Origin of the sequence: Clostridium cylindrosporum DSM 605 (assembly GCF_001047375.1) — a bacterium.
Lineage (GTDB): Bacteria > Bacillota > Clostridia > Clostridiales > Caloramatoraceae > Clostridium_AB > Clostridium_AB cylindrosporum.
Map to the genome: position 1 here is coordinate 49,948 of NZ_LFVU01000003.1, position 25,845 is coordinate 75,792.

General features: G+C 30.7%; 21 protein-coding genes. 13 read left to right on the plus strand and 8 right to left on the minus strand.

Features of this window, described 5'->3' with window-relative positions; genetic code table 11:
* Window positions 1-21: 21 nt before the first annotated feature.
* From CLCY_RS01665 to gshAB, 12 genes are all read left to right on the plus strand, one after another.
* The gene (locus CLCY_RS01665) at window positions 22-1,449 is read left to right on the plus strand and encodes a ComEC/Rec2 family competence protein (RefSeq protein WP_053083225.1); all 1,428 of its coding nucleotides are present in this window, start codon (window positions 22-24) and stop codon (window positions 1,447-1,449) included.
* Between the two features lie 80 nt (window positions 1,450-1,529).
* Window positions 1,530-1,826 carry a hypothetical protein gene (locus CLCY_RS01670; RefSeq protein WP_048569408.1) on the plus strand — a complete coding sequence of 99 codons (297 nt, stop codon included), beginning with the start codon at window positions 1,530-1,532 and terminating at the stop codon, window positions 1,824-1,826.
* Window positions 1,827-1,828: 2 nt separating this feature from the next.
* Window positions 1,829-2,056, plus strand: coding sequence for a phage holin family protein (locus CLCY_RS01675; RefSeq protein WP_048569409.1), 228 nt, complete (start codon window positions 1,829-1,831; stop codon window positions 2,054-2,056).
* A 116-nt stretch (window positions 2,057-2,172) separates the two neighbouring features.
* Window positions 2,173-3,066, plus strand: coding sequence for an N-acetylmuramoyl-L-alanine amidase (locus CLCY_RS01680; RefSeq protein ID WP_048569410.1), 894 nt, complete (start codon window positions 2,173-2,175; stop codon window positions 3,064-3,066).
* Window positions 3,067-3,652: 586 nt separating this feature from the next.
* On the plus strand, window positions 3,653-5,011 hold the full coding sequence (gene miaB, locus CLCY_RS01685) for a tRNA (N6-isopentenyl adenosine(37)-C2)-methylthiotransferase MiaB (protein ID WP_048569498.1): 1,359 nt from the start codon (window positions 3,653-3,655) through the stop codon (window positions 5,009-5,011).
* An 84-nt stretch (window positions 5,012-5,095) separates the two neighbouring features.
* Complete coding sequence (gene mutS / locus CLCY_RS01690) at window positions 5,096-7,726, plus strand: DNA mismatch repair protein MutS (RefSeq protein ID WP_048569499.1); 2,631 nt, start codon at window positions 5,096-5,098, stop codon at window positions 7,724-7,726.
* A gap of 9 nt (window positions 7,727-7,735) precedes the next feature.
* Window positions 7,736-9,676 (plus strand): DNA mismatch repair endonuclease MutL, encoded by a 1,941-nt coding sequence (gene mutL / locus CLCY_RS01695; protein WP_048569411.1) that lies wholly within the window; start codon window positions 7,736-7,738, stop codon window positions 9,674-9,676.
* A 9-nt stretch (window positions 9,677-9,685) separates the two neighbouring features.
* Window positions 9,686-10,627, plus strand: coding sequence for a tRNA (adenosine(37)-N6)-dimethylallyltransferase MiaA (gene miaA / locus CLCY_RS01700; protein ID WP_048569412.1), 942 nt, complete (start codon window positions 9,686-9,688; stop codon window positions 10,625-10,627).
* 42 nt (window positions 10,628-10,669) lie between these two features.
* Window positions 10,670-10,897, plus strand: coding sequence for an RNA chaperone Hfq (gene hfq / locus CLCY_RS01705; RefSeq protein ID WP_048569413.1), 228 nt, complete (start codon window positions 10,670-10,672; stop codon window positions 10,895-10,897).
* Window positions 10,898-11,026: 129 nt separating this feature from the next.
* Window positions 11,027-12,310, plus strand: coding sequence for a methionine gamma-lyase family protein (locus tag CLCY_RS01710; protein WP_048569414.1), 1,284 nt, complete (start codon window positions 11,027-11,029; stop codon window positions 12,308-12,310).
* 87 nt (window positions 12,311-12,397) lie between these two features.
* Window positions 12,398-13,777 carry a hypothetical protein gene (locus CLCY_RS01715; protein WP_053083226.1) on the plus strand — a complete coding sequence of 460 codons (1,380 nt, stop codon included), beginning with the start codon at window positions 12,398-12,400 and terminating at the stop codon, window positions 13,775-13,777.
* Between the two features lie 129 nt (window positions 13,778-13,906).
* The gene (gene gshAB, locus CLCY_RS01720) at window positions 13,907-16,213 is read left to right on the plus strand and encodes a bifunctional glutamate--cysteine ligase GshA/glutathione synthetase GshB (RefSeq protein WP_048569415.1); all 2,307 of its coding nucleotides are present in this window, start codon (window positions 13,907-13,909) and stop codon (window positions 16,211-16,213) included.
* A gap of 68 nt (window positions 16,214-16,281) precedes the next feature.
* Here the strand turns inward: gshAB and CLCY_RS01725 are convergent, their stop codons facing one another.
* Together CLCY_RS01725 and lexA are read right to left on the minus strand one after the other, a co-directional pair.
* Window positions 16,282-17,499 (minus strand): NAD(P)/FAD-dependent oxidoreductase, encoded by a 1,218-nt coding sequence (locus CLCY_RS01725; RefSeq protein ID WP_048569416.1) that lies wholly within the window; start codon window positions 17,497-17,499, stop codon window positions 16,282-16,284.
* Between the two features lie 270 nt (window positions 17,500-17,769).
* The gene (lexA, locus tag CLCY_RS01730; protein ID WP_048569417.1) at window positions 17,770-18,384 is read right to left on the minus strand and encodes a transcriptional repressor LexA; all 615 of its coding nucleotides are present in this window, start codon (window positions 18,382-18,384) and stop codon (window positions 17,770-17,772) included.
* A gap of 408 nt (window positions 18,385-18,792) precedes the next feature.
* Between lexA and CLCY_RS01735 the strand changes: the two genes are divergently transcribed.
* A complete protein-coding gene (locus CLCY_RS01735) occupies window positions 18,793-19,083 on the plus strand; it encodes a hypothetical protein (RefSeq protein ID WP_048569418.1) in 291 nt (96 codons plus the stop codon).
* A gap of 74 nt (window positions 19,084-19,157) precedes the next feature.
* On the opposite strand, the gene CLCY_RS01740 is transcribed toward CLCY_RS01735, so the two are convergent.
* From CLCY_RS01740 to CLCY_RS01765, 6 genes are all read right to left on the minus strand, one after another.
* Entirely contained in the window at window positions 19,158-20,102 is a 945-nt protein-coding gene (locus CLCY_RS01740) for a tyrosine recombinase XerC (protein ID WP_048569501.1), read from the minus strand.
* Window positions 20,103-20,637: 535 nt separating this feature from the next.
* Window positions 20,638-21,435 (minus strand): pyrroline-5-carboxylate reductase, encoded by a 798-nt coding sequence (gene proC / locus CLCY_RS01745; protein WP_082141656.1) that lies wholly within the window; start codon window positions 21,433-21,435, stop codon window positions 20,638-20,640.
* Window positions 21,436-21,832: 397 nt separating this feature from the next.
* Window positions 21,833-23,266, minus strand: a complete 1,434-nt coding sequence (gene purB, locus CLCY_RS01750) for an adenylosuccinate lyase (RefSeq protein ID WP_048569420.1) — start codon at window positions 23,264-23,266, stop codon at window positions 21,833-21,835.
* 141 nt (window positions 23,267-23,407) lie between these two features.
* Window positions 23,408-24,592: a pyridoxal phosphate-dependent aminotransferase gene (locus tag CLCY_RS01755; RefSeq protein ID WP_048569421.1), complete on the minus strand. Its 1,185-nt coding sequence runs from the start codon at window positions 24,590-24,592 to the stop codon at window positions 23,408-23,410.
* A 24-nt stretch (window positions 24,593-24,616) separates the two neighbouring features.
* Complete coding sequence (locus tag CLCY_RS01760) at window positions 24,617-24,985, minus strand: PadR family transcriptional regulator (RefSeq protein ID WP_048569422.1); 369 nt, start codon at window positions 24,983-24,985, stop codon at window positions 24,617-24,619.
* A gap of 5 nt (window positions 24,986-24,990) precedes the next feature.
* Entirely contained in the window at window positions 24,991-25,830 is an 840-nt protein-coding gene (locus tag CLCY_RS01765; protein WP_048569423.1) for a PHP domain-containing protein, read from the minus strand.
* Window positions 25,831-25,845 lie beyond the last annotated feature (15 nt).

Below are 25,845 nucleotides of genomic sequence, written 5' to 3' on the forward strand. Positions count from 1 at the left end.
ATAAGAAAGGAGAATTAACATATGAAAGATTATATTGCAGGATTTCGTAGTGACAATCCTAAAAACAAGAAAAAAGCCATTATATATTATATTTTAATTACTTTATTTTTCATGATAGGCTCAAATAAGAGCTTAAGTGATATAATGACACTCTTAGTGCTGTTAATTATACCATCATTAATTTTCAATTTTATTAGCATGGTAAAGAAAAGCAATTCTAATTATCCAAATGGTAAAAGATTTGCTAGTACACTAATAGTTTTTATAGTTGTGATAGTGATGTTAGGTTATCTAACACCTCAAAGCGCTAATAAAACTTCAGTTGGTGAAATAGCAGTACAGCAAAATAAAAAAGAGGCAGTTGATAATTCAAAAGTTGCAGCAGAGGAAAATAAAAAACAAAATACTGTAAAAGAAGTTGCAACAACACAAACTGTAACAGATGCAGAAATACATTTTATCAACACAGGAAATTCTGATGCTATACTTATAAAACAAGGTGATAAATCAGCACTTATAGATGGTGGGGATAATGATGATGAAGGCAGAGTAGTGTCATATTTGAATAAACAGGGAGTAAAAGAATTAGAATATATATTTGCCACACACCCTCATGCAGATCATATTGGAGGACTTGATGCTGTTGTTAAGAGTATAACTGTAAAAAATATATTTGTTAGCAATGGTACATCTGACACAGATACATATACAGATTTTATACACGCGATGACAAATAAGGGGTTGAACCCTAGTGTTCCTTTATTAAATTCTGAGTTTAAGTTAGGTTCATCTACATTCAAAGTATTAAGTGTAGCAAATGAAAGTGAACCAAATAATAACTCATTAGTCCTTCTTTATACAAATGGGAAAGATAAAATGTTATTAATGGGAGATGCAGAAACTAAAATAGAAAATACTTTAAATGTAGGGGATGTTGATTTAGTTAAAATAGGTCATCATGGTTCAAATAGTAGTTCAAGCAGTTCATTTATTAATAATATAAAACCAGAGTATGCAGTAATTTTAACAGGAAAAGATAATAAGTATTCACATCCTCATATTGAAACAATGAGCACTTTAAAGAACAGCAATATAAAGGTTCACAGAAGTGATGAATGTGGAGATATTGTTTTTAAGTCTACAGGAAATGGACTAACAGTAGATTGTAAAGAAGGAAGTTATGTAGCTGGAATTAAAAAAGAAAGCTCGGCAGCAAAACCTAAAAATACAGTACCATCAACGATTCCTACTAAAAAAGTTTCACCAGCTCCAACTCCTAAAATAGAAGAAGCGCCAAAAGTTAGTAATGGTGAAACTGTTTATTGGACACCAAAAGGAAAATCATATCACTCAACTACTTCTTGTCCTACATTAAGTAGAAGTAAAATAATAAACTCTGGAACAATAGAAGAGTCAGGGAAATACGATCCATGTGATAAATGTATGTAAAAACTAAAGTGAAAAGTAATATTAAAACATTAAGATAAGGAACTCTAGTATTAGGGTTCCTTTTTTATATGGAGGTGTACATGGAATATATAACAGCTATAGGGTTTGGGTGCACTATTTTAGGTGCAGTAATAGGGTATCTAGGTTATAGGCGTAACTATGATAATGATCTAAAGAAAGATACTGCAAATACGGCTTCAAGGCAAAGTATCATAGATATTAAGCTTGATTACATAAGTAAGGGGGTAGACGATATAAGGCTAGATATAAAAGCACAAGATAAAAGAATTGATGAATTGAATAATAGAATGATAAAGGTTGAGGAGTCTACTAAGTCAGCACATAAAAGGCTTGATGGAATAGAAAGAGGGGAATAAGTATGAAAGAGTTTTTGAAAAGAGTAAAGAATCCTGGGACAATCGTAACTATTGTTTCAGCAGCAGTTTTAATTCTAACCACATTAGGAATTAAAGTAGACAATGAGCAGGTGATGGTAATAGTAAAAGCTATTTGTTCTATAGGTATAGCTCTTGGAGTCCTTAATAATCCAACAGATGAAGGAATATATAACCCGTTTTCAATCAGGAAAGATGAAATCAATAAATAAGGTGTGTAATCAATTCTAAGAGCTTTTAGTTTATTTCAATATAATTGGTCTCAAAAATAAATTAACAGGCTTACAGGTCAAACTGTGAGCCTGTTTTTGAAAGGTCGTGATAAATTATGAAAATAGCAGTTAGAGGTGGGCATAACGAAAAAGTACGAGGCGCTGAAGCAGTAATAAATAAAGTTAAAATAGATGAAGTTGAAGTAGATAGAGAATACTACCAGTTAGTAATTAAATATTTAAGACAATTAGATCATGAAGTGCTAGATGTTACTCCAAAAACTACTGATACGAAATCAGAGGATTTAGCGTATGGAGTATCAAGAGCTAACTCATGGAGCGCTGACCTTTTTATAAGCTGTCATGTTAATTCAAGTAATGGGAAAGGATATGGGTGCGAGGCATTACATCATCCTAATAGTTCCAAAGGTAAAGTAGTAGCTTCTAATGTATCTAAATGTATATCTAACTTAGGATTCAAGCTAAGAAATGGAAATGGAGCTAAGGCTGATGATAGAGGTTTATATGAATTAAATCGTACAAAAATGGCAGCGATAATAATAGAACCTTTCTTCCTAGATAATGCAAATGATGTGGAGCTATATAAAAAGTGTGGTCATGATGGATTAGCAAAGGCGATAGTGGAAGGAATAACTGGACAAAAGATACAAGCTAATACTATAAAAGCTAACAGTAGCAGTCCAATTGCTAGTGTTATGGAGGAAGAGATAAGAATACTACAAAGGATATGCAAATTAAAAGAAGATGGTTTTGCTACTGAAGAATTAGTAAGCAGACTTCCACAGCTTACTGGAATCGAAAAACGAGGCTGTGTTACAGTAATGCAACGCATATTAATATATAAGGGATTCCTAAGTAAAAACTCTGATACAGGGGTAATAGGCCCAGCGAATAAGAACGCTATTAATAAGTTTAAAAAAGCATTGGGTATAGAAGAAAGTAATATACTAATAGATGGGGATACATGGACAAAACTTCTAGAATATTAGAATAAAGTTTGTAAAAGGATAATAAATATTATATAATAGGATATATTTAGTAGCAAGATATTCCCCTAGTATCTTATGCAATTCTTTTAAAAAAGTTTAGGTAACAGATTAATTTCTGTTGCCTCTTTTTTTATTTATATCAATCCCTTCTGCAAATACAATAAAGATACATTATTAAAAATAGAAAAGTGATAAAAACTAGGACGCCATCTATATTCTTGTTATGGACTATATCATAACGAATATTATCATAACTGATAATTAAAAGATAAAAATAGACAAAAAATCACCACTTAAAAGTAGATAAAATCAAGAGTATAAAACATTACTTAGTTATTTTCTATATATAAATCATTATAAATTCAATGTTTTTTGAGTTATATATTAGTGTCTTCTTAAACCTTAAAATTCAATGCTTCACATTATTCAATGTTTGCAATTATTATATAATATTTGTTATTATTGTATGGAGTGATTTTACTAGTATAATATACTAAGAAGCATTGGACTTAATTATTTTTTACTCAAGAATTAGAAAGGTGGATTTACATTGATTAAGATACAAAGTAGAAAAAGTTTTAATGAAATATATGACAATTTAGATAAGAAATCAGGAGCAGACAAGACGTTCTACCTTCACACATACGGTTGTCAAATGAATGAAGAAGATTCAGAGAAAATGGCAGGAATGCTAGAGGGTATGGGTTATTCTAAGACTGAAGTTCGTGATGAAGCAGATGTTATTATATTTAATACTTGTTGCGTTAGAGAAAATGCAGAACTTAAGGTTTATGGAAACCTAGGACAATTAAAGGCTTTAAAGAAGCAAAGACCAGATCTTATTATTGCTATTTCAGGATGCATGATGCAACAAAAGGGTATGCCTCAAGAAATTAAGAAAAAGTATCCATTTGTTGATATTATATTCGGAACTCATAACCTTCATAGATTCCCAGAGCTTTTAGTACATGCTCTTCAAGGTGAAAGCATAGTTGAAATATGGGATGAGGCTTCAGAAGTAGTTGAAGATATTCCAATAAAAAGAGAAAGTGAGTTAAAAGCATTTGTAACTATAATGCATGGATGCAATAATTTCTGTAGCTATTGTATAGTTCCATACACTAGAGGAAGAGAAAGAAGTAGAACAGTTGACGCTATAGTTGGAGAAATTAAATCTCTAGTTGCTGAAGGATATAAGGAAATTACACTTCTTGGTCAAAATGTTAATTCATATGGTAAAGACCTTGAGGATATGAACTTTGCAAAGCTTCTAAGAATAGTAAATGAAATAGAAGGTTTAGAAAGAATTAGATACATGTCTTCTCATCCAAAGGATTTAACTGATGATGTTATAGAGGCTATGAAGGATTGTGATAAGGTATGTGAACAAGTTCACTTACCAGTTCAATCAGGAAGTACAAGACTTCTAAAGAAGATGAACCGTAAGTATTCAAAGGAAGACTATTTAGCACTTGTAGATAGAATAAAGTCAGCAATTCCAGGTGTAACACTTACTACGGATATAATAGTAGGTTTCCCAGGGGAAACTGAAGAGGACTTTGCAGATACATTAGACCTTGTAAATAAGGTAGTTTATGATTCAGCATTTACTTTCATTTATTCAATTAGAGAAGGTACTCCAGCGGCTAAATATGAAGACCAAGTTGATGATAAGGTAAAACATGAAAGATTTAATAGATTAGTTGCTGCTATGAACGATAATTCAATTAAGATTAATAATTCTTATAAGGATAAGATTGTAGAAGTCTTAGTAGAGGGTACTAGTAAAAATGATTCAACAAAGCTTATGGGTAGAACTAGAGGTGGAAAGCTTGTAAACTTTGATGGAGCAGATGATTCAGTTATAGGAAAACTAGTACTAGTTAAAATCATACAACCTCAAACATGGAGTTTAACAGGGGAATTTGTAGAAGTAGTTAGATAAAAAAGCATTTAGTGCCTTTGACAAAATTTATTCAAAGGCACTTTGACTTTTACTTAAGGAGGGATAAATGTGGCACTAACCCCTATGATGCAGCAGTATTTTGAAATAAAGGAAAAGCATAAGGATTGTATACTTTTCTTTAGATTAGGTGACTTTTATGAAATGTTTTTTGAGGATGCAGAAACAGCTTCAAGGGAACTAGAACTTGTTTTAACAGGAAGAGATTGTGGAATGGAGAAAAGAGCACCTATGTGCGGGATTCCTTTTCACTCTTCTGAAGGCTATGTAGCAAGACTTGTTGAAAAGGGATATAAAGTGGCTATATGCGAGCAAGTAGAAGACCCATCTAAGGCTAAGGGGATAGTAAAAAGAGATGTTATTAAAATAGTAACTCCAGGGACGCTTATAGATAGCAACCTTCTAGAGGATACTAGAAATAACTTTATAGCATCTGTTTATGTTTTAGAAGATAGATTTTCACTTTCATTTTGTGATATATCAACAGGAGAATTTTTAACAACTAGCAGCTTTAATAGTTACTTTAAGGCAATAGATGAGATGTCAAAGTTCTCTCCGGCTGAGATAATATTAGTAGAAACTAAATTTTCACTTAAGATAAACCTAGAGAAGCTAATAAAAAGTAAGTTTAATCTACTTATAAATAAGGTAGATGAATATTCATACACAGAGGATTCACTTGTAGACTTTGATATATCAAATATTAAGGAAGAGGAGAAGATATCCTCAGGTATTCTTTATTCATATATTAAAGAAACACAAAAGGGAAGTCTTTCCCATGTTTTAAAAGTTGAAAGATATGATTTAGAAAATTACATGATGCTTGATTCCACATCTAGAAAAAACCTTGAACTTACAGAAACCATTAGAGGAAAAAGTAAAAAAGGATCTTTAATTGGAGCTTTAGATAAGACAAAGACTCCAATGGGAGGAAGACTTCTTAGAAAGTGGATTGAAGAGCCATTAGTTAAAATAGATGAAATAAATTTAAGACTTGAAGTTGTAGAGGAATTTATAGATAACCTTAATGCTGCGGGAGATTTTAAGGAGTTTCTATCTGGGGTTTATGATATTGAAAGAATAACAAGCAAGATATCTTCAGGGGCTGTTCTTCCAAAGGATATGGTGTCTCTTAAGAATTCTCTATCACTACTTCCAGATATAAAGGAATCTTTATCAATGTGTAGGTCCTTAGCACTTACAAAAATGCATGAAGAGTTTGATACACTTGGGGACATACACTCACTTATATCCTCTTCAATTATGGATTCTCCATCTCTTCAAATTAAAGAAGGAAATATAATCAAAGATGGATATTCAATTGAAGTAGATGAATTAAGAGAAGCTATGCAAAAAGGTAAGCAATGGATAATGGATATTGAGAGCCGAGAAAGGGAAGAAACAGGAATAAAGTCCCTAAAGGTTAGCTATAATAAGGTTTTTGGGTACTATATTGAAGTTACAAAGTCTAACCTATCTAGTGTTCCAGAAAACAGGTATATTAGAAAACAAACACTAGCTAATTGTGAAAGATATATAACTGAAGAGCTTAAAACAATAGAGGAAAAGGTATTAGGGGCAGAGGAGAAGATTAAGGTTATAGAGTATAATCTTTATCAAGAAATTAGAGAAAAAGTAGCCCTTGAAATAGAAAGAATACTAAAAACAGCTAAGATAATTGCAACTATTGATGTACTTCTATCATTTTCTGAAGCATCATTTGAAAATGGATATGTAAAGCCTATTATAAGTAAAGATGATGTTATAGACATTAAGGAAGGAAGACATCCAGTTGTTGAAAGAGTAATTGATGGAGTATTTGTGCCTAATTGTACTTACCTTAACAATGCATCAGACACTATATCTATTATTACAGGACCTAATATGGCGGGAAAGTCTACTTATATGAGACAAGTTGCCCTAATCACACTTATGGCACAAATAGGATGCTTTGTACCAGCCTCTAGTGCAGTTATAGGTATAGTAGATAGAATATTTACAAGAATAGGAGCCTCAGATGATTTGTCTCTAGGGCAAAGTACATTTATGGTTGAAATGGCGGAGGTTTCAAATATATTAACTAATGCTACTAGAAATAGCCTTGTTATTTTAGATGAAGTAGGTCGTGGGACTAGTACCTATGATGGCTTAAGTATTGCATGGGCAGTAGTTGACTATATAGCAAATTCTATAGGATGCAAAACACTATTTGCAACCCACTATCATGAGTTAACTGAACTAGAGGAAAAGATACAAGGTGTAAAAAACTATTGTATATCTGTTAAGGAGCACGGAGAGGATATAATATTCCTTAGAAAAATAGTTCCAGGTGGAGCGGATAAAAGTTATGGTATTCAGGTAGCAAAGCTTGCAGGACTTCCAGATAAGGTTATAGATTTATCTAAGACTATACTTCAAAGACTTGAGGAAAATGATATTAATAATAAAAATACACAAAGTAGCAAAAAGATAGAGCCTTTAAAAAGTAATAAGGGACAACTATCGCTCTTTGATGCAAATAGTGAAGACAAGGGATATGAGGCTAGGTCAATAGATAAGGAAAATTCCAAGGATATAATCTCTAAAAAAGAGAGAGATGTGCTTAAGGAGATAGAAAATATAGATATTATAAACATGACACCTTTAGACGCTATCAATTATATCTATAAGTTAAAGGAAAAACTTAAAAGTAAATAGGTGATATAAATGAAGATAATAAACCTACTAGATGAAAAAACTATAAATAAAATAGCAGCTGGAGAAGTGGTAGAAAGACCTTTATCTATAGTTAAAGAATTAGTTGAAAACTCTATAGATTCAGGTGCAAGTGAAATAACAATAGAGGTTAAAAAAGACCCTTTAAGATATATTAGAATATCTGATAATGGAAGTGGAATATTAGCCGATGATGTTGAATCAGCATTTATGCGCCATGCAACAAGTAAAATCAAGAGTATAAATGATATAGAATGTATAAGAAGTTTAGGATTTCGTGGTGAGGCCTTATCTAGTATATCAGCTATAAGTAAGGTTGAAATGCTAACTAGAGTAGAAAGTGAAGAGATTGGACAAAAAGTTCTAGTAAAAGGTGGAAAACTTATATATAAAGAGGATGCAGGGTGTCCAAAGGGGACTATAATAACTATTAAAGATGTGTTTTTTAATACACCTGCAAGACTAAAGTTTTTAAAATCTACATCGAGGGAACTTTCTTCAATAACAGAGCTTGTAGAGAAAATAGCACTTTCTAATGTAAATGTATCCTTTAGATATAAAATTGATGAAAAGCTTATATTCTTAACACCTGGAAAGGGAGATTTAAAAGGGATTATAAGGACTATATTTGGCAAAAACGCCTATAACAATATAATTCCCATAGAAGAAGAGGATGAAGATTTTAAGCTCACAGGATATATAGGGAATACTTCACTTGTAAAAGGAAATAGATCACTTGAGATAGTGTTTGTAAATGGAAGGATCATAAAAAGTCCGTTAATATCCTCTGCAGTTGAAAAAGCCTATAAATCAATGCTTCCAATAAACAAGTTCCCTTTCTTCGTTATAAATATAGAAATAAATCCAAGGTTCACAGATGTAAATGTTCATCCAACTAAGGCTGAAATAAAGTTTCAAGATGATCATTTAATATATAGTAAAATATATAGGATTATAAAAAGATATATTGAAGAGGATTTCGATATAAAAAATGCATTTGATGAAGAAATCTTTAAGGAAAATGTAAGTTATGTTCAAGGAGAAGTAAACTATAATGCAGTAGAGAACATAGCTAAGACAGTAAAGGAAGAAGCAGAGGATATAACTTACAGTAATCCTTCCTTAGAAGAAAAAGTGGATAAAAATGATATTAAGAACAAATGTTCTGAAGGTGAGAACACCCCACTTTATAAGAATGAGGAAGTAAAAGAACAAGACTCAGTTGTTCTTGAAAATCCTAAGCAAATTAAGGAAATAGTAAATAAACCTCAAACAGAAATAAAGCTAGATAATATAAGAAATAACACTATTTCCTTTGAAAATAAAGAAGAAGTTAAGGAAAAAGAAGACAAGATACCTACACTTAGAATACTAGGACAGATAAACTCTACGTTTATTATTGCAGAGGCTTTAAGTGAAATGTATATTATAGATCAACATGCGGCACATGAGAGAATTTATTATGAAAAGTATATGAAGGAATTTAATGATTTTTCTATAAAATCTCAGCCACTTCTTGCTCCAATAGTTCAGGAATTAACTATTAGTGAGAAGCAAATGCTTTTATCTAATTTAGATAATTTTAAAAAGATAGGTTTTATTATAGAGGATTTTGGTAGTACTTCTATAGCCATAAGAGAGGTTCCAATACTATATGGAAATCCTGATCCTTTAGATATGTTTAATGAAATTTTAGAAGATGTATTAGGCTCAAAGGAAAAGAAGGTAACATCTTGTATAGATAAGATAATTTACTCTATGGCCTGTAAGTCTTCTGTTAAGGCAGGGGATACCTTAACTAGCCAGGAGATAGAGAAATTAATAGATTCTTTAAGGGAATGTAAAAGCCCATTTACATGTCCACATGGAAGACCAACGATAATTAAAATGAGCCATCAAGAGCTTGAAAAGAAGTTTAAAAGAATTCAGTAAGGTGATAAAATGAAAAAAAATCTAGTTATAATTGCTGGACCTACAGCATCAGGAAAAACAGCAACTTCTATAGAGATTGCAAAAAGATTAAATGGAGAAATAATTTCAGCTGATTCAATGCAGGTGTACAAGTATATGGATATAGGAACTGCTAAGATAACTGAGGAGGAAATGCAGGGAGTACCTCACTATATGATTGATGAGGTTACACCGGACATGGAATTTAGCGTTGCTCTTTTTAGAGAGAAGGCAGGTGCTTATATCGATGATATTTTATCAAGAGGTAAACTCCCTATAGTAGTTGGTGGTACAGGACTATATATAAATTCTTTAACATATGCACTTGATTTTTCAGGGGCGGAGGATAAGGAATATAGAGAATATCTTGAGAATCTAGCAAAGGAAAAGGGAAATGAATATCTTCATAGCAAATTAAAGGAAGTTGATATAGAGTCATATGAAAGACTGTTTCCGAATGATACTAAGAGAATCATTAGAGCCCTTGAAGTATATAAGCTAACAGGTAAGACAATTTCTGAGGTTCAAAGAGAATCTAGGGAAAAGGATATAGATTATAACTTAGCATATATAACTTTGACAATGGATAGGGAGACTCTTTATGAGAGAATAAATAAAAGAGTAGATATTATGTTTGAAAAGGGCCTTGTTGAAGAGGTAAAGTCACTTTTAAATATGGGTTACACTAAAGACATGACATCTATGCAAGCAATTGGCTATAAAGAAGTTTTAGATTATTTTGACGGCAAGCTAACCTTAGATGAGGTAATTTATATTATTAAGCAAAGTAGTAGAAGATACGCAAAACGTCAGCTAACTTGGTTTAGAAAAGATAAAAGAGTAAGATGGTTTGAAACGGATAAATATGAAGATAAACACTGTCTTTTAGAAAATATTGTAGAATACATTGAAGGAGAATTAAAAACTTTATAGAACTATTATATCAATAGTATTTTATTCTGGAGGATGATACACATGAACAAAACGTCAAACAATCTACAAGATGTTTTTTTAAATCAAGCGAGAAAAAATAGAATACAGGTTACGGTACACATCCTAAACGGATATAAGCTTAATGGATTTGTAAAGGGATTTGATAATTTTACGGTTATTTTAGAAGTAGACGGAAAACAAACAATGGTTTACAAACACGCTATATCAACAGTAACTCCTGCAAAACCTGTTTTATACAACAATCAATAGAAAAATAATAAGGGATTTTAAGTGCATTAGCCTTAAGAATAGAACCCTTCTATGCCTTATGGTGTAGAAGGGTTTTACGTCTTATGATAAAATAGTCTAGTGTATAAAAATAAACTTAGGGGGAACAAAATGTTATCTGTTACAAAAGAATTTTTAAAGAACAATTTTAATATAAGTGATAAGGTCTTAGAGCTTTCAGAGAAAGCTTTAGGTGATATAGAGTGTGTATTTAATAGAATAGATAAGATTCGTGAATATAATCAAATAAAGGTTTTGAAAGCTATGCAAAGTGAAAGGCTTAGTGATACTCATTTCACTAACTCAACAGGTTATGGCTATGGTGATATTGGTCGTGATGCACTAGAAGCTATTTATGCTAGGGTTTTTAATGCAGAGGACGCACTTGTTCGTCCTAATGTAATCTCTGGAACACATGCAATAACTTTGGCCTTAACAGGTAATCTAAGACCTGGTGATACTTTAATGTACATAACAGGTGCACCATATGATACTCTACTACAGGTAATAGGAGTTGAGGGAGAAAACCTTGGATCTTTAAAGGAATTTAATATAGATTATAAAGAAATAGCCCTTAAAAACAACAAAATTGATGTTGAAAAGGTAGTTGAAGAATTAAAAAAAGATCCTTCTATAAAAATGGTAGGGCTTCAAAGGTCTACAGGATATGATTATAGACCTTCAATTACTATAGATGAAATAAAAGAGGCAACTAAGGCTGTAAAGGAAGCTCGAGAAGATGTGATTGTATTTGTAGATAACTGTTATGGAGAATTTGTTGATGTACTAGAACCAACAGATGTAGGTGTAGATTTAATTGCAGGTTCACTAATAAAAAATATTGGTGGAGGGATTGCACCAACAGGAGGATATATTGTAGGAAAAAGAGAATATGTAACTCAAGCATCATATAGATTGACTTCTCCTGGAATAGGAAAGGAAGCAGGGGCAACGCTAGGGGTTATAAGACACATGATCCAAGGACTTTTCCATGCTCCTCATGTTACAGCAGAAGCATTAAAAACAGCTATATTTTGTAGTAGAATGATGGAGTTATCAGGATATGATGTTTGTCCAGGTTCATTTGATAAAAGAAGTGATATTATACTTGCTATTAAGTTTGGAAATGAAAAGGACCTTGTTAACTTTTGTAAAGGTATTCAAAAGGGTTCACCTGTTGATTCCTTTGTAGAGTGTGAACCTTGGGAAATGCCAGGTTATACAAGTAAAGTTATTATGGCAGCAGGGGCATTTAATCAAGGGTCATCAATTGAACTAAGTGCAGATGGTCCGATTCGTGAGCCATATATAGCTTATATGCAAGGTGGACTTACATTTGACCATGGAAAAACAGGTGTTATGATAGGACTTTCAAATGTTCTAAATAACAAGTAATTCTTAAATTAAAGGTAACTTAAAATAGTTTAAAATAATCTGCTTTAATATCATACTTAACTATTTAAGGACGGAAGGGTGTGGAAAATGCTTAGCATATTTAAAGAGTTGTTTACTAGGGAAGAATTACTTAAAGGGAATTTTGGAATAGAAAGAGAAGCTCTAAGGGTAAGTGAAAATGGAGATCTATCAACAAAGAACCATCCTAAGATTTTTGGGAAAAAATTAGAGAACCCTTATGTTACAGTAGATTTTGCAGAAAGTCAGGTAGAGATGATAACCCCAATATATCAATATATTGGAGATGTATATAATTGCCTAGACAAACTTTATGATTATGTAGCTGTAAATATTGAAGATGAATATCTTTGGCCACAATCTATGCCTTGTAGAATTAATGATTATAGGAATATTAAGGTTGCAGACTTTGAAGACACTAATGGTGGACAAGATGCAAAAAAATATAGACAGCAACTTGTAGTTAAGTATGGTGCGAAAAAGCAGTTGATATCAGGTATTCACTATAATTTTTCATTTAGTGAGGAAGTAGTAAGAAAATTATATGATTATTTTGGTGAAGAAAGCTATAGGGAGTTTAAAGATAAGTTTTATCTAAGAATAGCAAGAAATTACCTAAGATATAGATGGCTTATAGTATATTTGTTAGGATCAACACCAATAGTACATGAAACCTTTGATGAAAAATGTGTAAAGAAGCTAGAAAAATGGGGAAATGAAGAATTTTCGAATTTAAATTCAATTTCATATAGAAATAGTGAGTATGGGTACGAAAACCTAGTAGACATATATCCAAACTATAATAGTGTAGATGAATATGTTGAAAGTATAGAGGAATTCATAAATAAGGGACTTCTTTATAATCATAAGGAACTTTATTCTCAGGTAAGATTAAAGGCTAAGGATAATACTAGGTTTTTGGAATCTTTAAAATATGATGGTATTAATTATCTTGAAATTAGAAGCATTGATATTAATCCATATAAAAAAGCAGGAATATGCCTTAATGATTTAAAATTTCTTCATATTTTTGTTATATTTCTTTGTATTAAAGAGGAATCAGATTATAAAATGTGGCAACAAGATGCTGCATTTAATCAAAGGGAAATAGCTAAGTATGGTCTTGCTGATATTAGCTTAAAAAAAGATGGGAAGAATATTGATAGGTTATCATATTCAAGGGAAATACTACGAGAAATTGAGAACATTAATAAATTCTTTGGACTTTATGAAGAGGAAGTAATAAAAGATAAGATAAATAAAACAGAAAATACTGAACTAACATATGCGTATAAAATTAAACATCATGTTGAAAAGTATGGATATGTAGAACATAACATAAATCTTGCAAAACAGCATGTAAAGAAAGTTACATATAAAGAAGATTTTATGAATTTAAAGGAAAAGTACATTTATAAGATAGATGAAAAGCTTATAGGTAGTATATAAATTAAAGAATTTGATATATAATCTAAGCTAGAGTATACGCTCTAGCTTTTTAGATATTAAACTTAAGTATCTAAAAGTAAAAAGCACATAAACTAAGTTAAAAATTGATATAAACTCGGAAGGTGTAAAATGCTAAATATATATAAGAATTTATTTAATAAAAATGAACTTCTAAATGGAAACTTTGGTCTAGAACGTGAAGCACTTAGGGTAGATTCAAATGGATATATTTCCTTTAAAGAGCATCCAAGTGTTCTAGGAGATAAAATAGATAATCCATATATTACAACTGATTTTTCAGAAAGTCAGGTTGAAATGATAACTCCTGCACTATCAACATTAGCTGAAGCAAGGGATTTTTTAGAGGTTCTTTATGATATTGTTTCAAATGAAATAGAAGATGAATATCTATGGCCGCAATCTATGCCATGTGATATTCCTCTAGATGGTAATATTCCTGTAGCTAATTTTGGAGACGGTGAAGAGGGGAAAAATGCAACAGAATATAGGCAAAATCTTCTTGAAAAATATGGAGGTAAAAAACAGCTTATATCAGGAATTCACTATAACTTTTCCTTTAAAGAAAATATTATTGAAAAACTTTATAGTAATTTAGGAGAGGGTAAGTCCTATAAACAGTTTAAGAATGAATTCTATCTTAAAATTGCAAGAAATTATCTAAGATATAGATGGCTTCTTATTTATCTATTAGGTGGTACACCTGTACTACATGAGAGTTATTCTGATAAGTGCCTTAAAATTTTACAAAGGATATCACATGAAAGCTATACAAGTAAAGGTGTAATATCTATAAGAAATAGTGAATGTGGTTATGAAAATAAAATAGACTTATTTCCAAGCTATTCAAGTGTAGAATCTCATGTAAAAAGCATCATTAACTTTATTGACAAGGGAGTCATTGAGAATAGCAAAGAATTATATAGTCAAGTAAGGTTAAAGTCTAAGGATAATAAAAATCTTATTGAATCTTTATTAAGGGATGGTGTACAGTATCTAGAAATAAGAAGTATAGATATAAATCCATTTGAAAAATCAGGAATTTCAATTGAAGACTTGAGGTTTATTCACTTATTTGTTATCTATTTATCTATAAAAGAAGAAAATAACTATGATTTATGGCAGGAAGAAGGGCTATTTAACCAAAGAGCTATAGCAAAGTATGGACAGGATAAAATAGAACTAAAAAGAGATGGGAATTTAGTAGATAAAAATGAATATGCTTTAGAAATACTCTCTGAGATTGAAAGAATTAATAAGGAATTATCTCTTGGAGAAAATGATAATATAGAAAGAATAAGAAACAAAGTACTTAGTTCATCACTTACATATGCAAATAAAATAACTGAAAAAACTAAAGAAGAAGGCTATATAAAGGCTAATATGAGTTTAGCTAAAGCTTATAAAGATAGTGCATATCAAAATAGATTTAAAATGGTAGGATTTGAAGATATGGAGCTTTCAACTCAAATTCTTATGAAAGAATCTATTAAAAGAGGAATTACAGTTGATATTTTAGATAGGAAGGAAAACTTTATTTCTCTTTCAAAGGGAAATAAGAAAGAATATATAAAGCAGGCAACAGAAACATCAATGGACAGTTATTCTACAGTTCTAATGATGGAGAATAAGGTAGTAACTAAGAAGGTGTTAAAAGAGCATGGAATTAGAGTGCCACTTGGAGAAGAATTTGATAGTTTGGATGATGCGATTTCTTCTGTTAAAAGGTTTATTAATACTCCAGTAGTTATAAAACCTAAGAGTACTAACTTTGGAATTGGTATAAGTATATTCCCAGATGGAACAAGAGCAAGTGACCTTATAAAGGCATTTGAAATTGCATTTGAAAATGATGTAACTGTTCTTATAGAAGAATTTATTAAGGGGAAAGAATTTAGGTTTCTTGTTATAGGAGACGAAGTTGCAGGAGTATTAAATAGAGTACCTGCAAATGTAATTGGAAACGGTACAATGAATATTGAAGAGCTTGTAGAAGAAAAGAATAAAAGTTACTTAAGAGGAAAAGGATATAAGACACCTCTTGAAAAGATTAAACTTGATAAGCATGTAGATTTATTCTTAAGCCAAAGAGGTCTAGATACAAAATATATACCAAAGGTAGATGAAATTGTATATTTAAGAGAAAATTCTAATATAAGCACAGGTGGAGACAGTATTGATTATACTGATACTATGCCTCAAAGATTTAAGGATATAGCTGTAGCCTCTGCAAGAGCAGTAGATGCAAAAATATGTGGAGTAGACCTTATGATAGAGGACTATACAGATAAAAATTCCCCATATGCAATAATAGAACTAAACTTCAATCCTGCAATACACATTCATTCATTCCCTTATAAAGGAGTAGAAAGAAAAATTGCAGAAAAAGTACTAAGACTGCTTGGGTTTGTAAAATAAAGATTAAAGAAGGAGTCGTTTTAAAATGATTTTAGAGAATCGTTTTGAAACAGCTCCTTTTCTAATTTTTAAGAATCAAATCTATCTACTTTAAATAAGTCTAAATCAGTATTATAGCTACCTTTATATAAGTTAGGTAACATTAATCCTCCTAAAATTGCAAATAGGATTCCATTTGCACCGTAGCCGAGACAATACAAAAGTTTATCTTGTTTAGGATCTTTTCCAATAAAGCCTAGGTTATCCTTAGTAGATGCAAATGTGCCACAATATTTATACTCAATCTGTATATTAGGTATACTTGGAAACATATGTTTAATCTTTTGTTCAAGTATATCATAACTTTCTCTAGCAGCTTTTTCATTAAATATATCAGGTAAGAAGGAGATATCCTCACCGCCTGCAATTATTCTATTATCGTTTGTGGTTCTAAAGTAATTATATGTTCCCTTATTATCGCGGATAAGCGCATTATTATGCCAGCCCTTAATTTCTTTCAATGGCTTTGTAGCAACATTGAAAGTCGTATACTTTGTTCCAAAATTTCTATTTGTAAAAAGGGAGGTATTATATCCTGTTGCAACTATTAAAATCTTTCCTTTAACTTTGTGATTATATTTTGTTATAGCTTCAACTTCATTTTCAAGGAAATTTACATCTATTACCTCGGAATTTTCATAGACCCTTAAACCATTTTGAGTAGAAGCATCAAGTAGTTGATGTGTAAATTTATAGGGATCAAGCTCTGCTCCACCATTAATAGAATATACACCTGCCTCTACATTAAAACTAAATGGGTTGTTTGATGGAGTAATAAATTCAACATCAAAGCCACTATCTTGTCTTAATTTATATTCATTTTCAACTTGGTTATATTCTAGAGACTTAGAAGTATAAAATAAGGTGTCCCTAACTTTATAGTCACATTTATTTCCGTATGCATCTATAAAATCTTTTATTTCATCTAGAGCTTTAAGTCCAAGTTTATAAGCATTTATAAACTTATCTAAGGAACCGTAGTTTTTAAGTTCTTCAAGTCTAGAATCCAATTCGTATTGAAGTAGGGAAGTAGTTATTCCTGTACTACAGTGGGCAATTCTGCTTTTCTCAAGTACAACAGAAGGAATTCCGTTTTTTGTAAAGTAATATCCTAAAATTGCACCTGTAGCACCTCCACCAACTATTATAACTTCAGTTTCTATGTCCTTTACAAGATAAGGATATTGTTTTGGAACGGTATTAATGCAATTGAATATAGATTTTCCTCTAACATATGGTATACTCATAACTTACTCCTTAAAAAGTTTTATATGTATTTATGATTTTCAAAAGGGAATAAGTTTATTCGCAAATTAAAATTAGTTAAGAATAGTAAAATAACCAGCTATTCCTGTAAGTGAAAAGGGAAAGCTGGTTATTGGTTTTGTCTTTAATTTTCTGTTTTTAAATAAATTATATGTATAATATATAAGAAAGCAAGTTGAAATACACATAGAAATAAAAAGTATAAAAGACATAGTATGTAATTCCTTTTTAGTAAGTATTTTTATAACGTGTTATTTCATAGATCTAAAAAGGCCTACGGCTTTTCCAAGTATAGAACATTCCTTTACTATTATGTCATCCATAGAAGCATTTTCAGGTCTTAACACAAAATAATCCTCTTTTTTGTAGAATCTTTTAACCGTAGCACTGTCTTCAATTAAAGCCACAACTATATCTCCATTATTAGCAGTTAAAGATGTTTCGAATATAAGATAATCTCCATTATTAATTCCTGCTTCAATCATACTTTCGCCTTTAACTTCAAGCATAAATAGTTTATTATTAGACTTTATGTAGTCGAGAGGAATAGGGAAGGTGTCTATAACATTTTCTATAGCTAGAATAGGTTCCCCTGCTGCAACTTCTCCTACAATTGGTACACTAACTATTTCACGTCTCATTTTTGAGTCCTCGATTATTTCAATAGCACGTGGTTTGGTAGGATCTTTTCTAATTGCACCTTTTTTTTCCAAAGCTGTTAGATGAGCGTGGACGGTTGAAGTGCTCTTAAAGCCTAATGCAGAACAAATTTCTCGAACAGATGGGGGATAGCCCTTAGAATAAACTTCTTTGCGAATATATTCTAGTACTTTTTCCTGCTTATCAGTTAGGTCTATAGTTAGCATTTTAAGTTCTCCCTTCGTTTATACTCAGATGTACTTTAAATTATTATTACAAGTATATTTTATATCCATTATATCATAGGCATCATTGTATTTGCAAACTTATGTTCGTATTAATTGGTAAAAAAACAGAATTTTAATAAAGTGAAAAAACATATCTTTATTACACTTTTTGAATATGTAGTTATGACTATATAGTTCTAATTTTTTATATAATATGACTAGTTTGAAATATGTGAAAAATAATAATATTTTTATTATTAACTATAATTTAAATATTATTAATAGAATTAAAATTGATAGATGAAGAAATATTTTAAATATTTAGAATTGAGGTTAGGGGTAGACAACGATGGTTAGTTTTATTAAAATAGGTATATTGATTATTTTTAAAAAGAGGTGAAGTATAAAATGGCTTTTGATGAAAATGATATAAATGATTTATGTGACTTGGATGGTATGAGTATATGTAATAGTTGCGGAAAGTGCATAGAGTTTGAAGATAATGATTATATGGAAATAAAAATAGAAGGAATAATAAAGGATCAGGTAGATTCCTATAGAGAATACGAGGATTTTGAAGTTTTTCAAAGGGAAAATGATGAAGAAGATGATATGCCATATGATTTTATTGAGGATCATGAGGAAATTAGAGACCAATATTATAAGGATTTAGAGGATATATTAAATATAAATGAATAAATAATCTATAAAAGGATACATAAATGATTATGTATCCTTTAATTAGTTTACATAATATTATTTACGTAAACTAATTAATCTAAATTGAAGTTTGCAAGTGGATTTGACTTTGCAGCTTTTCTAAGTTGTTCATCATCAACATGGGTATAAATTTGAGTTGTTGATATACTTTCGTGACCTAGAATCTGTTGGAGGGCTCTAATATCAACACCTCCGTGTTTATACATCAAAGTAGCTGCTGTATGTCTTAGTTTGTGAGGAGTGTACTTTGTAGAGTCAAGTCCTGCGAATTCAGCATATTTTTTTACTAGTTTTTCTACAGTTCTCTTGTTGATTCTGCGTCTTTGCTCGCTTAAAAACAATGCATCTTCGTGACCTGTGATTGGTATTGGTCTTTCTTGAAGGTAGGAATTAATAGAATTTACACAAATGGGAGGAAGGTAAACGGTTCGTTCCTTGTTTCCTTTACCTATAACTGTTAAAATATCTTCTTTAATTCTACTAATATCAATGCCTACAAGTTCTGAGAGACGTAGCCCGCAGTTAAGGAAAAGAGTAAGCATAGCAAAGTCTCTTTGTTTATTTCTGCCTACAACAGTGCCAAATACGCTTTCTAAAAGGTCTTTGCTTTCATTTAATGTTAAATAAACAGGGTGTCTTTTGTTTATTTTAGGTGATTCTAAGTCTTTGGCTGGATTATCTGTAATAAGCTTAACACGTCGCTCTAGATAAGTGAAAAAAACCCTTATAGAAGATACTTTTCTAGCTCTAGCGTAGGGGCTGTTACCCCTTGTGGTATTTACATAATTCATAAAGGAATATATATCTCCAAGTCTGATATTTTTTATAAACTCATCATCTATATCTCTAATAGAAACTCCCTCGACATCTGAAGTTAACCTATGTTTTTGTTTTAAAACAAATTTTAAAAATAATCTTATATCTATTTTATAGCCCTCAACTGTATTTGGAGATTTTCCCTTTATAGTTGAAAGGTATCCAAGGAATTCGGTAAGCATATATGGAAGATCATCTGAGTAAATTTCTTGCAAATTATCATCCCCTTTTTCGTAGTTTTTTACACTATTCGCTAAATTGATATTTAGCGAATAGTTATAATGGGTTTTAAAGAGATATTTTTAGCTTTTAATGTATTTATATTGCTGTATAGAAAAAACCTAATATATTTGAATTTAAAGGTTTCTTTAGGTTTTTTCTTAAGAAATATAGATGTTTATTTTGAATTTACGTTAATAAAGGTAAGTTTACCCATAAAATACCTTTAATCAATTATATATATATATATTTAAGGTATAAAAATATATATATATATCCATAGACATTTTGGGAAATAATCATCGGATTTACAAAATGATTATTTCCCAAAATAAGTTTTAAAGTTATTATTTTAGTTCTTTTTAGCTTTTTTAGTTTTTTTTGAAATTTTTTTATTATTAAGCCCTATATCTTTTATAAGAAAAAAAAGAAACAGTAAATATATAGTTATAACAAGTAAAAAAAATATAATTCTTACAATCATTAAGTAATCCTACCTTATCTAATGTTTTTAATATCAATATTTTTTTTATAAGTATTTACTATACATTCGATTAAAGCACTTCTAAATCCTTTTTCTTCAAGAGTTCTAACTCCTTCAATTGTTGTTCCACCAGGTGAACAAACCATATCCTTTAAGATAGCAGGATGTTGATTTGTATCTAGTGCAAGTTTCGCTGTCCCTAGAATTGTTTGCTCTGCTAGGATATATGCGTCGGATCTTGGAACACCTAAAAGAACAGCTGCATCTGCCATAGCTTCAATTATAATAGAAACATAGGCAGGACCACTTCCCGAAACAGCTGAATATGAATTTATTAGCTCTTCTTTTTCTACAACGCAACATTTTCCAAAGGTTTTTAAAAGTTCTAAAACTTGATTTTTCTCACTTTCACTAATATTTTCATTAAAATAGGCTGCTGTAAAGCCTTCACCACATAAAGCAGGTGTATTTGGCATTGTTCTTACTATTTTTTTATTACCTATAATGTCTGAAATCCTTGACACCTCATATCCTGCGGCAATACTTATAATAATAGTATCTTCGGTTATTGAGGTGTTGATTTTGTTTAGTATGTAGTCATATATATTTGGTTTAACTGCAATAAAAAGATATTTTGATTTTTTTGAAACCTCAATTTCAGTATCATATATGTCTATATTTAAGGCATTAAGTTTTTCTAAAGCATCTTTATTTTTATCATAAACACATATATCTTTAGGGGAAATACCCTTATTAATCATTCCTTTTATAATAGCAAATCCCATATTTCCAGCACCAATAAAACCTATCATAATCATTACCTCCAAGTATTTATAATATAATAGTACTACTACAATTATAATGAAAATACATTGTAACAAGCAACCTTATTCAGCAAATTTACTAATATTAATGTAAAAAATGTTTAAAATATACCCTATTTTTCCATTAATAAGTGGTAATGATATTCATTAGAATAATTAGAAAGTATGAATTAAACTGTATAATTAATTGTAATACTATGATAATTCAGTATTTAATATATAGTAAAAATATTTAGAATATTAGTAATACTAATTATATACTGAATATTATGGCATATCTAACTAATAAGTCAAAAGGCTATTTAAAAATGTGTAAGAAAAATATTGAAAAAAGAGCAATAAGAAATTATATTACAATTGTTCCTTATTGCTCTTTTATATTTAACTATACTTCTATACTAACTGTAACTTCAGAACTTTCCTCAAAGTCTGATATTGCAGGGCTTACACATTCTTCTATAAATTCTTCTACTTGTTCAGTTGATCTTCCTATGTAGTTTTCAGGCTTTAAAACAGATAGGATCTCATTTTTTTCAAGGTTAAATACAGGATCATTACATATTCTATCAATTAAATCATTCTCTCTACCGAACTCCTTAACCTCTCTTGCGGATTCCATAGAGTATACTCTTATTTTTTCATGTAATTCTTGTCTATCCCCGCCTTTTTTAACTGCTTCCATAAGTATGTTTTCAGTAGCCATAAATGGTAATTCATCATAAATATGTTTTTCGATTACCTTACTATAAACTACAAGATTAGATGAAACATTAATATATAGGTTAAGTATAGCATCTAAAGTTAAAAAGGCTTCTGAGGTTGAAAGTCTTTTGTTAGCTGAATCATCTAAAGTTCTTTCAAACCATTGAGTTGAAGCTGTAATTGCAGGGTTTAGAGAGTTAATTATTACGAATCTAGAAAGGGCACATATTCTTTCTGTTCTCATAGGATTTCGCTTATATGCCATAGCTGATGAACCTATTTGATTTTTTTCAAAGGGCTCTTCTACTTCCTTAAGGTTTTGGAGTAGCCTTATGTCATTACCAAATTTATATGCACTTTGAGCAATGCTACTTAAAGAATTAAGAACTAGCATATCTTGTTTTCTTGGATATGTTTGCCCTGTTACTTTGAAGTATTTATTTTCAAATCCCATTTTCTTGCATATGTTTTTCTCAAGAAGTTTAACTTTTTCGTGATCTTCATCAAATAAACTTAAGAAGCTAGCTTGAGTTCCTGTTGTCCCTTTTACTCCTAATAATTTAAGGTTATCTATAGCAAAGTTAAGATTTTCAAGGTCCATTAAAAGTTCTTGAATCCAAAGTGTTGCTCTCTTTCCAACTGTAGTAAGCTGTGCAGCTTGAAAGTGGGTAAAACCAAGTGTTGGTAGAGATTTGTATTTAAGTGCAAAGTTTGAAAGATTTTTAATAACTTGTATAAGCTTCTTTCTAACAAGTAGCATAGCTTCTTTCATAGCTATTACTTCTGCATTATCTCCAACATAGCAACTTGTTGCACCTAGATGTATAATCCCTTTTGCTTCATTACATACAGCTCCATATGCATATACATGAGACATTACATCATGTCTAGTTTCTTTTTCTTTTTTCTTAGCTAATTCAAAATCAATATTATCTATGTTTGCTTTTAATTCATTGATTTGACTTTCAGAGATGTTAAGACCAAGCTCCTTTTCTACTTCAGCAAGTGCAACCCAAAGTTTTCTCCAGTTTTTTATTTTATATTCTTCTGAAAAAAGATAAGACATCTCTTTGCTAGAATATCTAGATATTAATGGACTTTCATACTTATTATACATAATAACACTCTCCTTTATCTTAAGTTATTTGAAAAAGTATGTAAAATGTTCAATTCAGTACGCAATATATATTTATATCGAATTATATCATATGATTAAAAAGAAAAATAGAGGGAATTCCTCCCCTCTATTTATATTATACTACTTAACAAAGTTTTCTATTCTATTTAAACCTTCTTCTATATTTTTCATAGAAGTTGCATATGAAAGCCTAATGTAATTATCACTTCCGAAACCTGCACCTGGAATTGCTGCAACCTTAGCAACATCTATTAAAGCATCGCAAAAGTCTACAGAAGAAGAAATTTTCTTGTCATTTATAGTTTTTCCTATGAAGCTACTTATATTAACCATAACATAGAAAGCTCCTTTAGGTTTTTTACATGAAAGACCTGGAATAGCATTTACTCTATCAACCATATAATCTCTTCTCTTTTCGAATTCTACTCTCATTACTTCTATTTGTTCTTGAGGTCCATTTATAGCTTCAACACTAGCGTATTGTGCTATTGAATTAGGGTTTGATGTAGCATGGCTTTGGAAATTTGACATTATTTTTGAAACTTCTGAATTAGAAGCTGTATATCCTATTCTCCAGCCTGTCATAGCATAAGCCTTAGATACTCCATTAACTACTATTGTTCTTTCTTTAATTTCATCTGAAAGAGAAGCTATGCTTATGTGCTTTGTATCATTGTAAACAAGTTTTTCGTATATTTCATCTGAAATTATAAATATATCATTTTCTATTGCCATTTTTGCTATTTCTTTTAATTCTTCTTCACTATATACTGCACCTGTTGGGTTATTAGGGCTGTTAAGAATAATAGCCTTAGTTTTGTTTGTAATAGCTGCTTTAAGTTCTGATATTATATACTTAAAGTCATTTTCTTCAGGAGTTTCAACAAATACAGGTTTAGCTCCAACTAATTTAACAAGTTCTGGATAACTTACCCAGTATGGTAGAGGAACAATAACTTCATCTGATTCATTACATATAGCAAATAAAGCATTGTATAATGAATGCTTTGCACCATTAGAAATTACAATTTGTTCTTCTTTATAACTCAGATTGTTATCTGAGTTTAGTTTTTCGCATATAGCTGCTTTAAGTTCTGATATACCTGATGCAGCTGTATATCTAGTTAAACCTTGCTTAAGAGCATCTTCTGCTGCCTTTAATATGTTAGCTGGAGTATCAAAATCTGGTTCCCCTGCTCCAAAACTAATAATATCTACCCCTTCAGACTTTAACTTCTTAGCTTTTGCTGTTATAGCTAGAGTTACTGATGCTGAAATGTCCTTTGCTCTTCTTGATAGTTCCATAATAAAGCCAAACCTCCAAATACATTAATATATTATTTTTAAAGTGTTTTGTATAATTGTAAGAGACTCCTCAAGCTGTGGCTTGTAAATTAATTTTAGCCTTTCATAATGCTTTAGTCCAGTCTCTGTAATTTTATAATTTCGTTTTGTTTTTTTATCAGGTTCTAACCACCAACCTTCAATTAACATATCTTCTTCCATATTTCTTAGAAGAGGATATATCATTCCAGGACTTGGCTTCCAAAGATAGTTAAGATTTTGTTCTATACCATCTATTAATTCATTACCATAACAAGACTTTTCTGATAGAAAGTGTAGTATGAATATCTTTACAAGAGTCGTAGTATTTACCTTGTTTGGCAGTTGTCTATTTCTATCTGTCCCCTTTGACATAGTTTTTACCTCGCAGATTTGAGTTTAATGATATTTTCTGTGTCTATACCTTTGCTACCTAATATGAGGTTTCCATGAGAATCTAGCTTCTCATGACAGTCACTTCCACCGGTAATTAAAAGGTTATGTTTAATCGCATAGTTAAGAAGTGTGCCCTCTTGCACTTTAGAGTGAAGTGAATGATATACTTCAATTCCTATCACTCCATACCTTATCATATCTTCCATAAGTTCCTTAAAGTCAGAACTAGTTAAGCTATTTTTACTAACAAATGCATGTGCCAAAACAGGGATTCCCCCTGCCTCCTTTATAAGATTTATACCGTCCTTAGGATGAATCTTATATCTGTCTACACACGCAGGTTTACCATTTCCTAAAATTTTATCAAAAACTTCCTGTGTATCCTTGAAATAACCTTTTTCTACTAAACATCTTGCAATATGAGGTCTTCCAAGCGAAGATGACTTATCAACATGACCCGAAATGTCTTCAATACTAATATCATATCCTAGGCTGTTTAGCTTTGATATAATCATTTCTGTTCTATTAAATCTAAAGTTTCTAATTTTATCAAGTGTTTCAAGAAGTTTTATATTATTATAGTCAATATAATAACCAAGTATATGGATTTCGCGTCCATCATATATGGTACTAAGTTCGATTCCTGGTATAATATCAATTTCTTTCTCATTTATAAAGGCTTCATCACTAAACGCAGCAACTGTATCATGGTCTGTTATCGCTACTCCTTTAAGAGAATTTTCCTTACAAGTGTCTATTATCTCTCTTAAGGAAAGTGTGCCATCAGAGTAAGTGGAGTGAACGTGCATATCATAATTAATCATAAAATCACCACTTTT

What these genes read in the sequence shown, in the direction of transcription:
- CLCY_RS01665 (WP_053083225.1), top strand. Translation starts at nt 22, where the DNA reads ATGAAAGATTATATTGCAGGATTTCGTAGTGACAATCCTAAAAACAAG.
- CLCY_RS01670 (WP_048569408.1), top strand. Translation starts at nt 1,530, where the DNA reads ATGGAATATATAACAGCTATAGGGTTTGGGTGCACTATTTTAGGTGCA.
- CLCY_RS01675 (WP_048569409.1), top strand. Translation starts at nt 1,829, where the DNA reads ATGAAAGAGTTTTTGAAAAGAGTAAAGAATCCTGGGACAATCGTAACT.
- CLCY_RS01680 (WP_048569410.1), top strand. Translation starts at nt 2,173, where the DNA reads ATGAAAATAGCAGTTAGAGGTGGGCATAACGAAAAAGTACGAGGCGCT.
- mutS (WP_048569499.1), top strand. Translation starts at nt 5,096, where the DNA reads ATGATGCAGCAGTATTTTGAAATAAAGGAAAAGCATAAGGATTGTATA.
- mutL (WP_048569411.1), top strand. Translation starts at nt 7,736, where the DNA reads ATGAAGATAATAAACCTACTAGATGAAAAAACTATAAATAAAATAGCA.
- miaA (WP_048569412.1), top strand. Translation starts at nt 9,686, where the DNA reads ATGAAAAAAAATCTAGTTATAATTGCTGGACCTACAGCATCAGGAAAA.
- hfq (WP_048569413.1), top strand. Translation starts at nt 10,670, where the DNA reads ATGAACAAAACGTCAAACAATCTACAAGATGTTTTTTTAAATCAAGCG.
- CLCY_RS01710 (WP_048569414.1), top strand. Translation starts at nt 11,027, where the DNA reads ATGTTATCTGTTACAAAAGAATTTTTAAAGAACAATTTTAATATAAGT.
- CLCY_RS01715 (WP_053083226.1), top strand. Translation starts at nt 12,398, where the DNA reads ATGCTTAGCATATTTAAAGAGTTGTTTACTAGGGAAGAATTACTTAAA.
- gshAB (WP_048569415.1), top strand. Translation starts at nt 13,907, where the DNA reads ATGCTAAATATATATAAGAATTTATTTAATAAAAATGAACTTCTAAAT.
- CLCY_RS01725 (WP_048569416.1), bottom strand. Translation starts at nt 17,499, where the DNA reads ATGAGTATACCATATGTTAGAGGAAAATCTATATTCAATTGCATTAAT.
- lexA (WP_048569417.1), bottom strand. Translation starts at nt 18,384, where the DNA reads ATGCTAACTATAGACCTAACTGATAAGCAGGAAAAAGTACTAGAATAT.
- CLCY_RS01735 (WP_048569418.1), top strand. Translation starts at nt 18,793, where the DNA reads ATGGCTTTTGATGAAAATGATATAAATGATTTATGTGACTTGGATGGT.
- CLCY_RS01740 (WP_048569501.1), bottom strand. Translation starts at nt 20,102, where the DNA reads ATGCTTACCGAATTCCTTGGATACCTTTCAACTATAAAGGGAAAATCT.
- proC (WP_082141656.1), bottom strand. Translation starts at nt 21,435, where the DNA reads ATGATAGGTTTTATTGGTGCTGGAAATATGGGATTTGCTATTATAAAA.
- purB (WP_048569420.1), bottom strand. Translation starts at nt 23,266, where the DNA reads ATGTATAATAAGTATGAAAGTCCATTAATATCTAGATATTCTAGCAAA.
- CLCY_RS01755 (WP_048569421.1), bottom strand. Translation starts at nt 24,592, where the DNA reads ATGGAACTATCAAGAAGAGCAAAGGACATTTCAGCATCAGTAACTCTA.
- CLCY_RS01760 (WP_048569422.1), bottom strand. Translation starts at nt 24,985, where the DNA reads ATGTCAAAGGGGACAGATAGAAATAGACAACTGCCAAACAAGGTAAAT.
- CLCY_RS01765 (WP_048569423.1), bottom strand. Translation starts at nt 25,830, where the DNA reads ATGATTAATTATGATATGCACGTTCACTCCACTTACTCTGATGGCACA.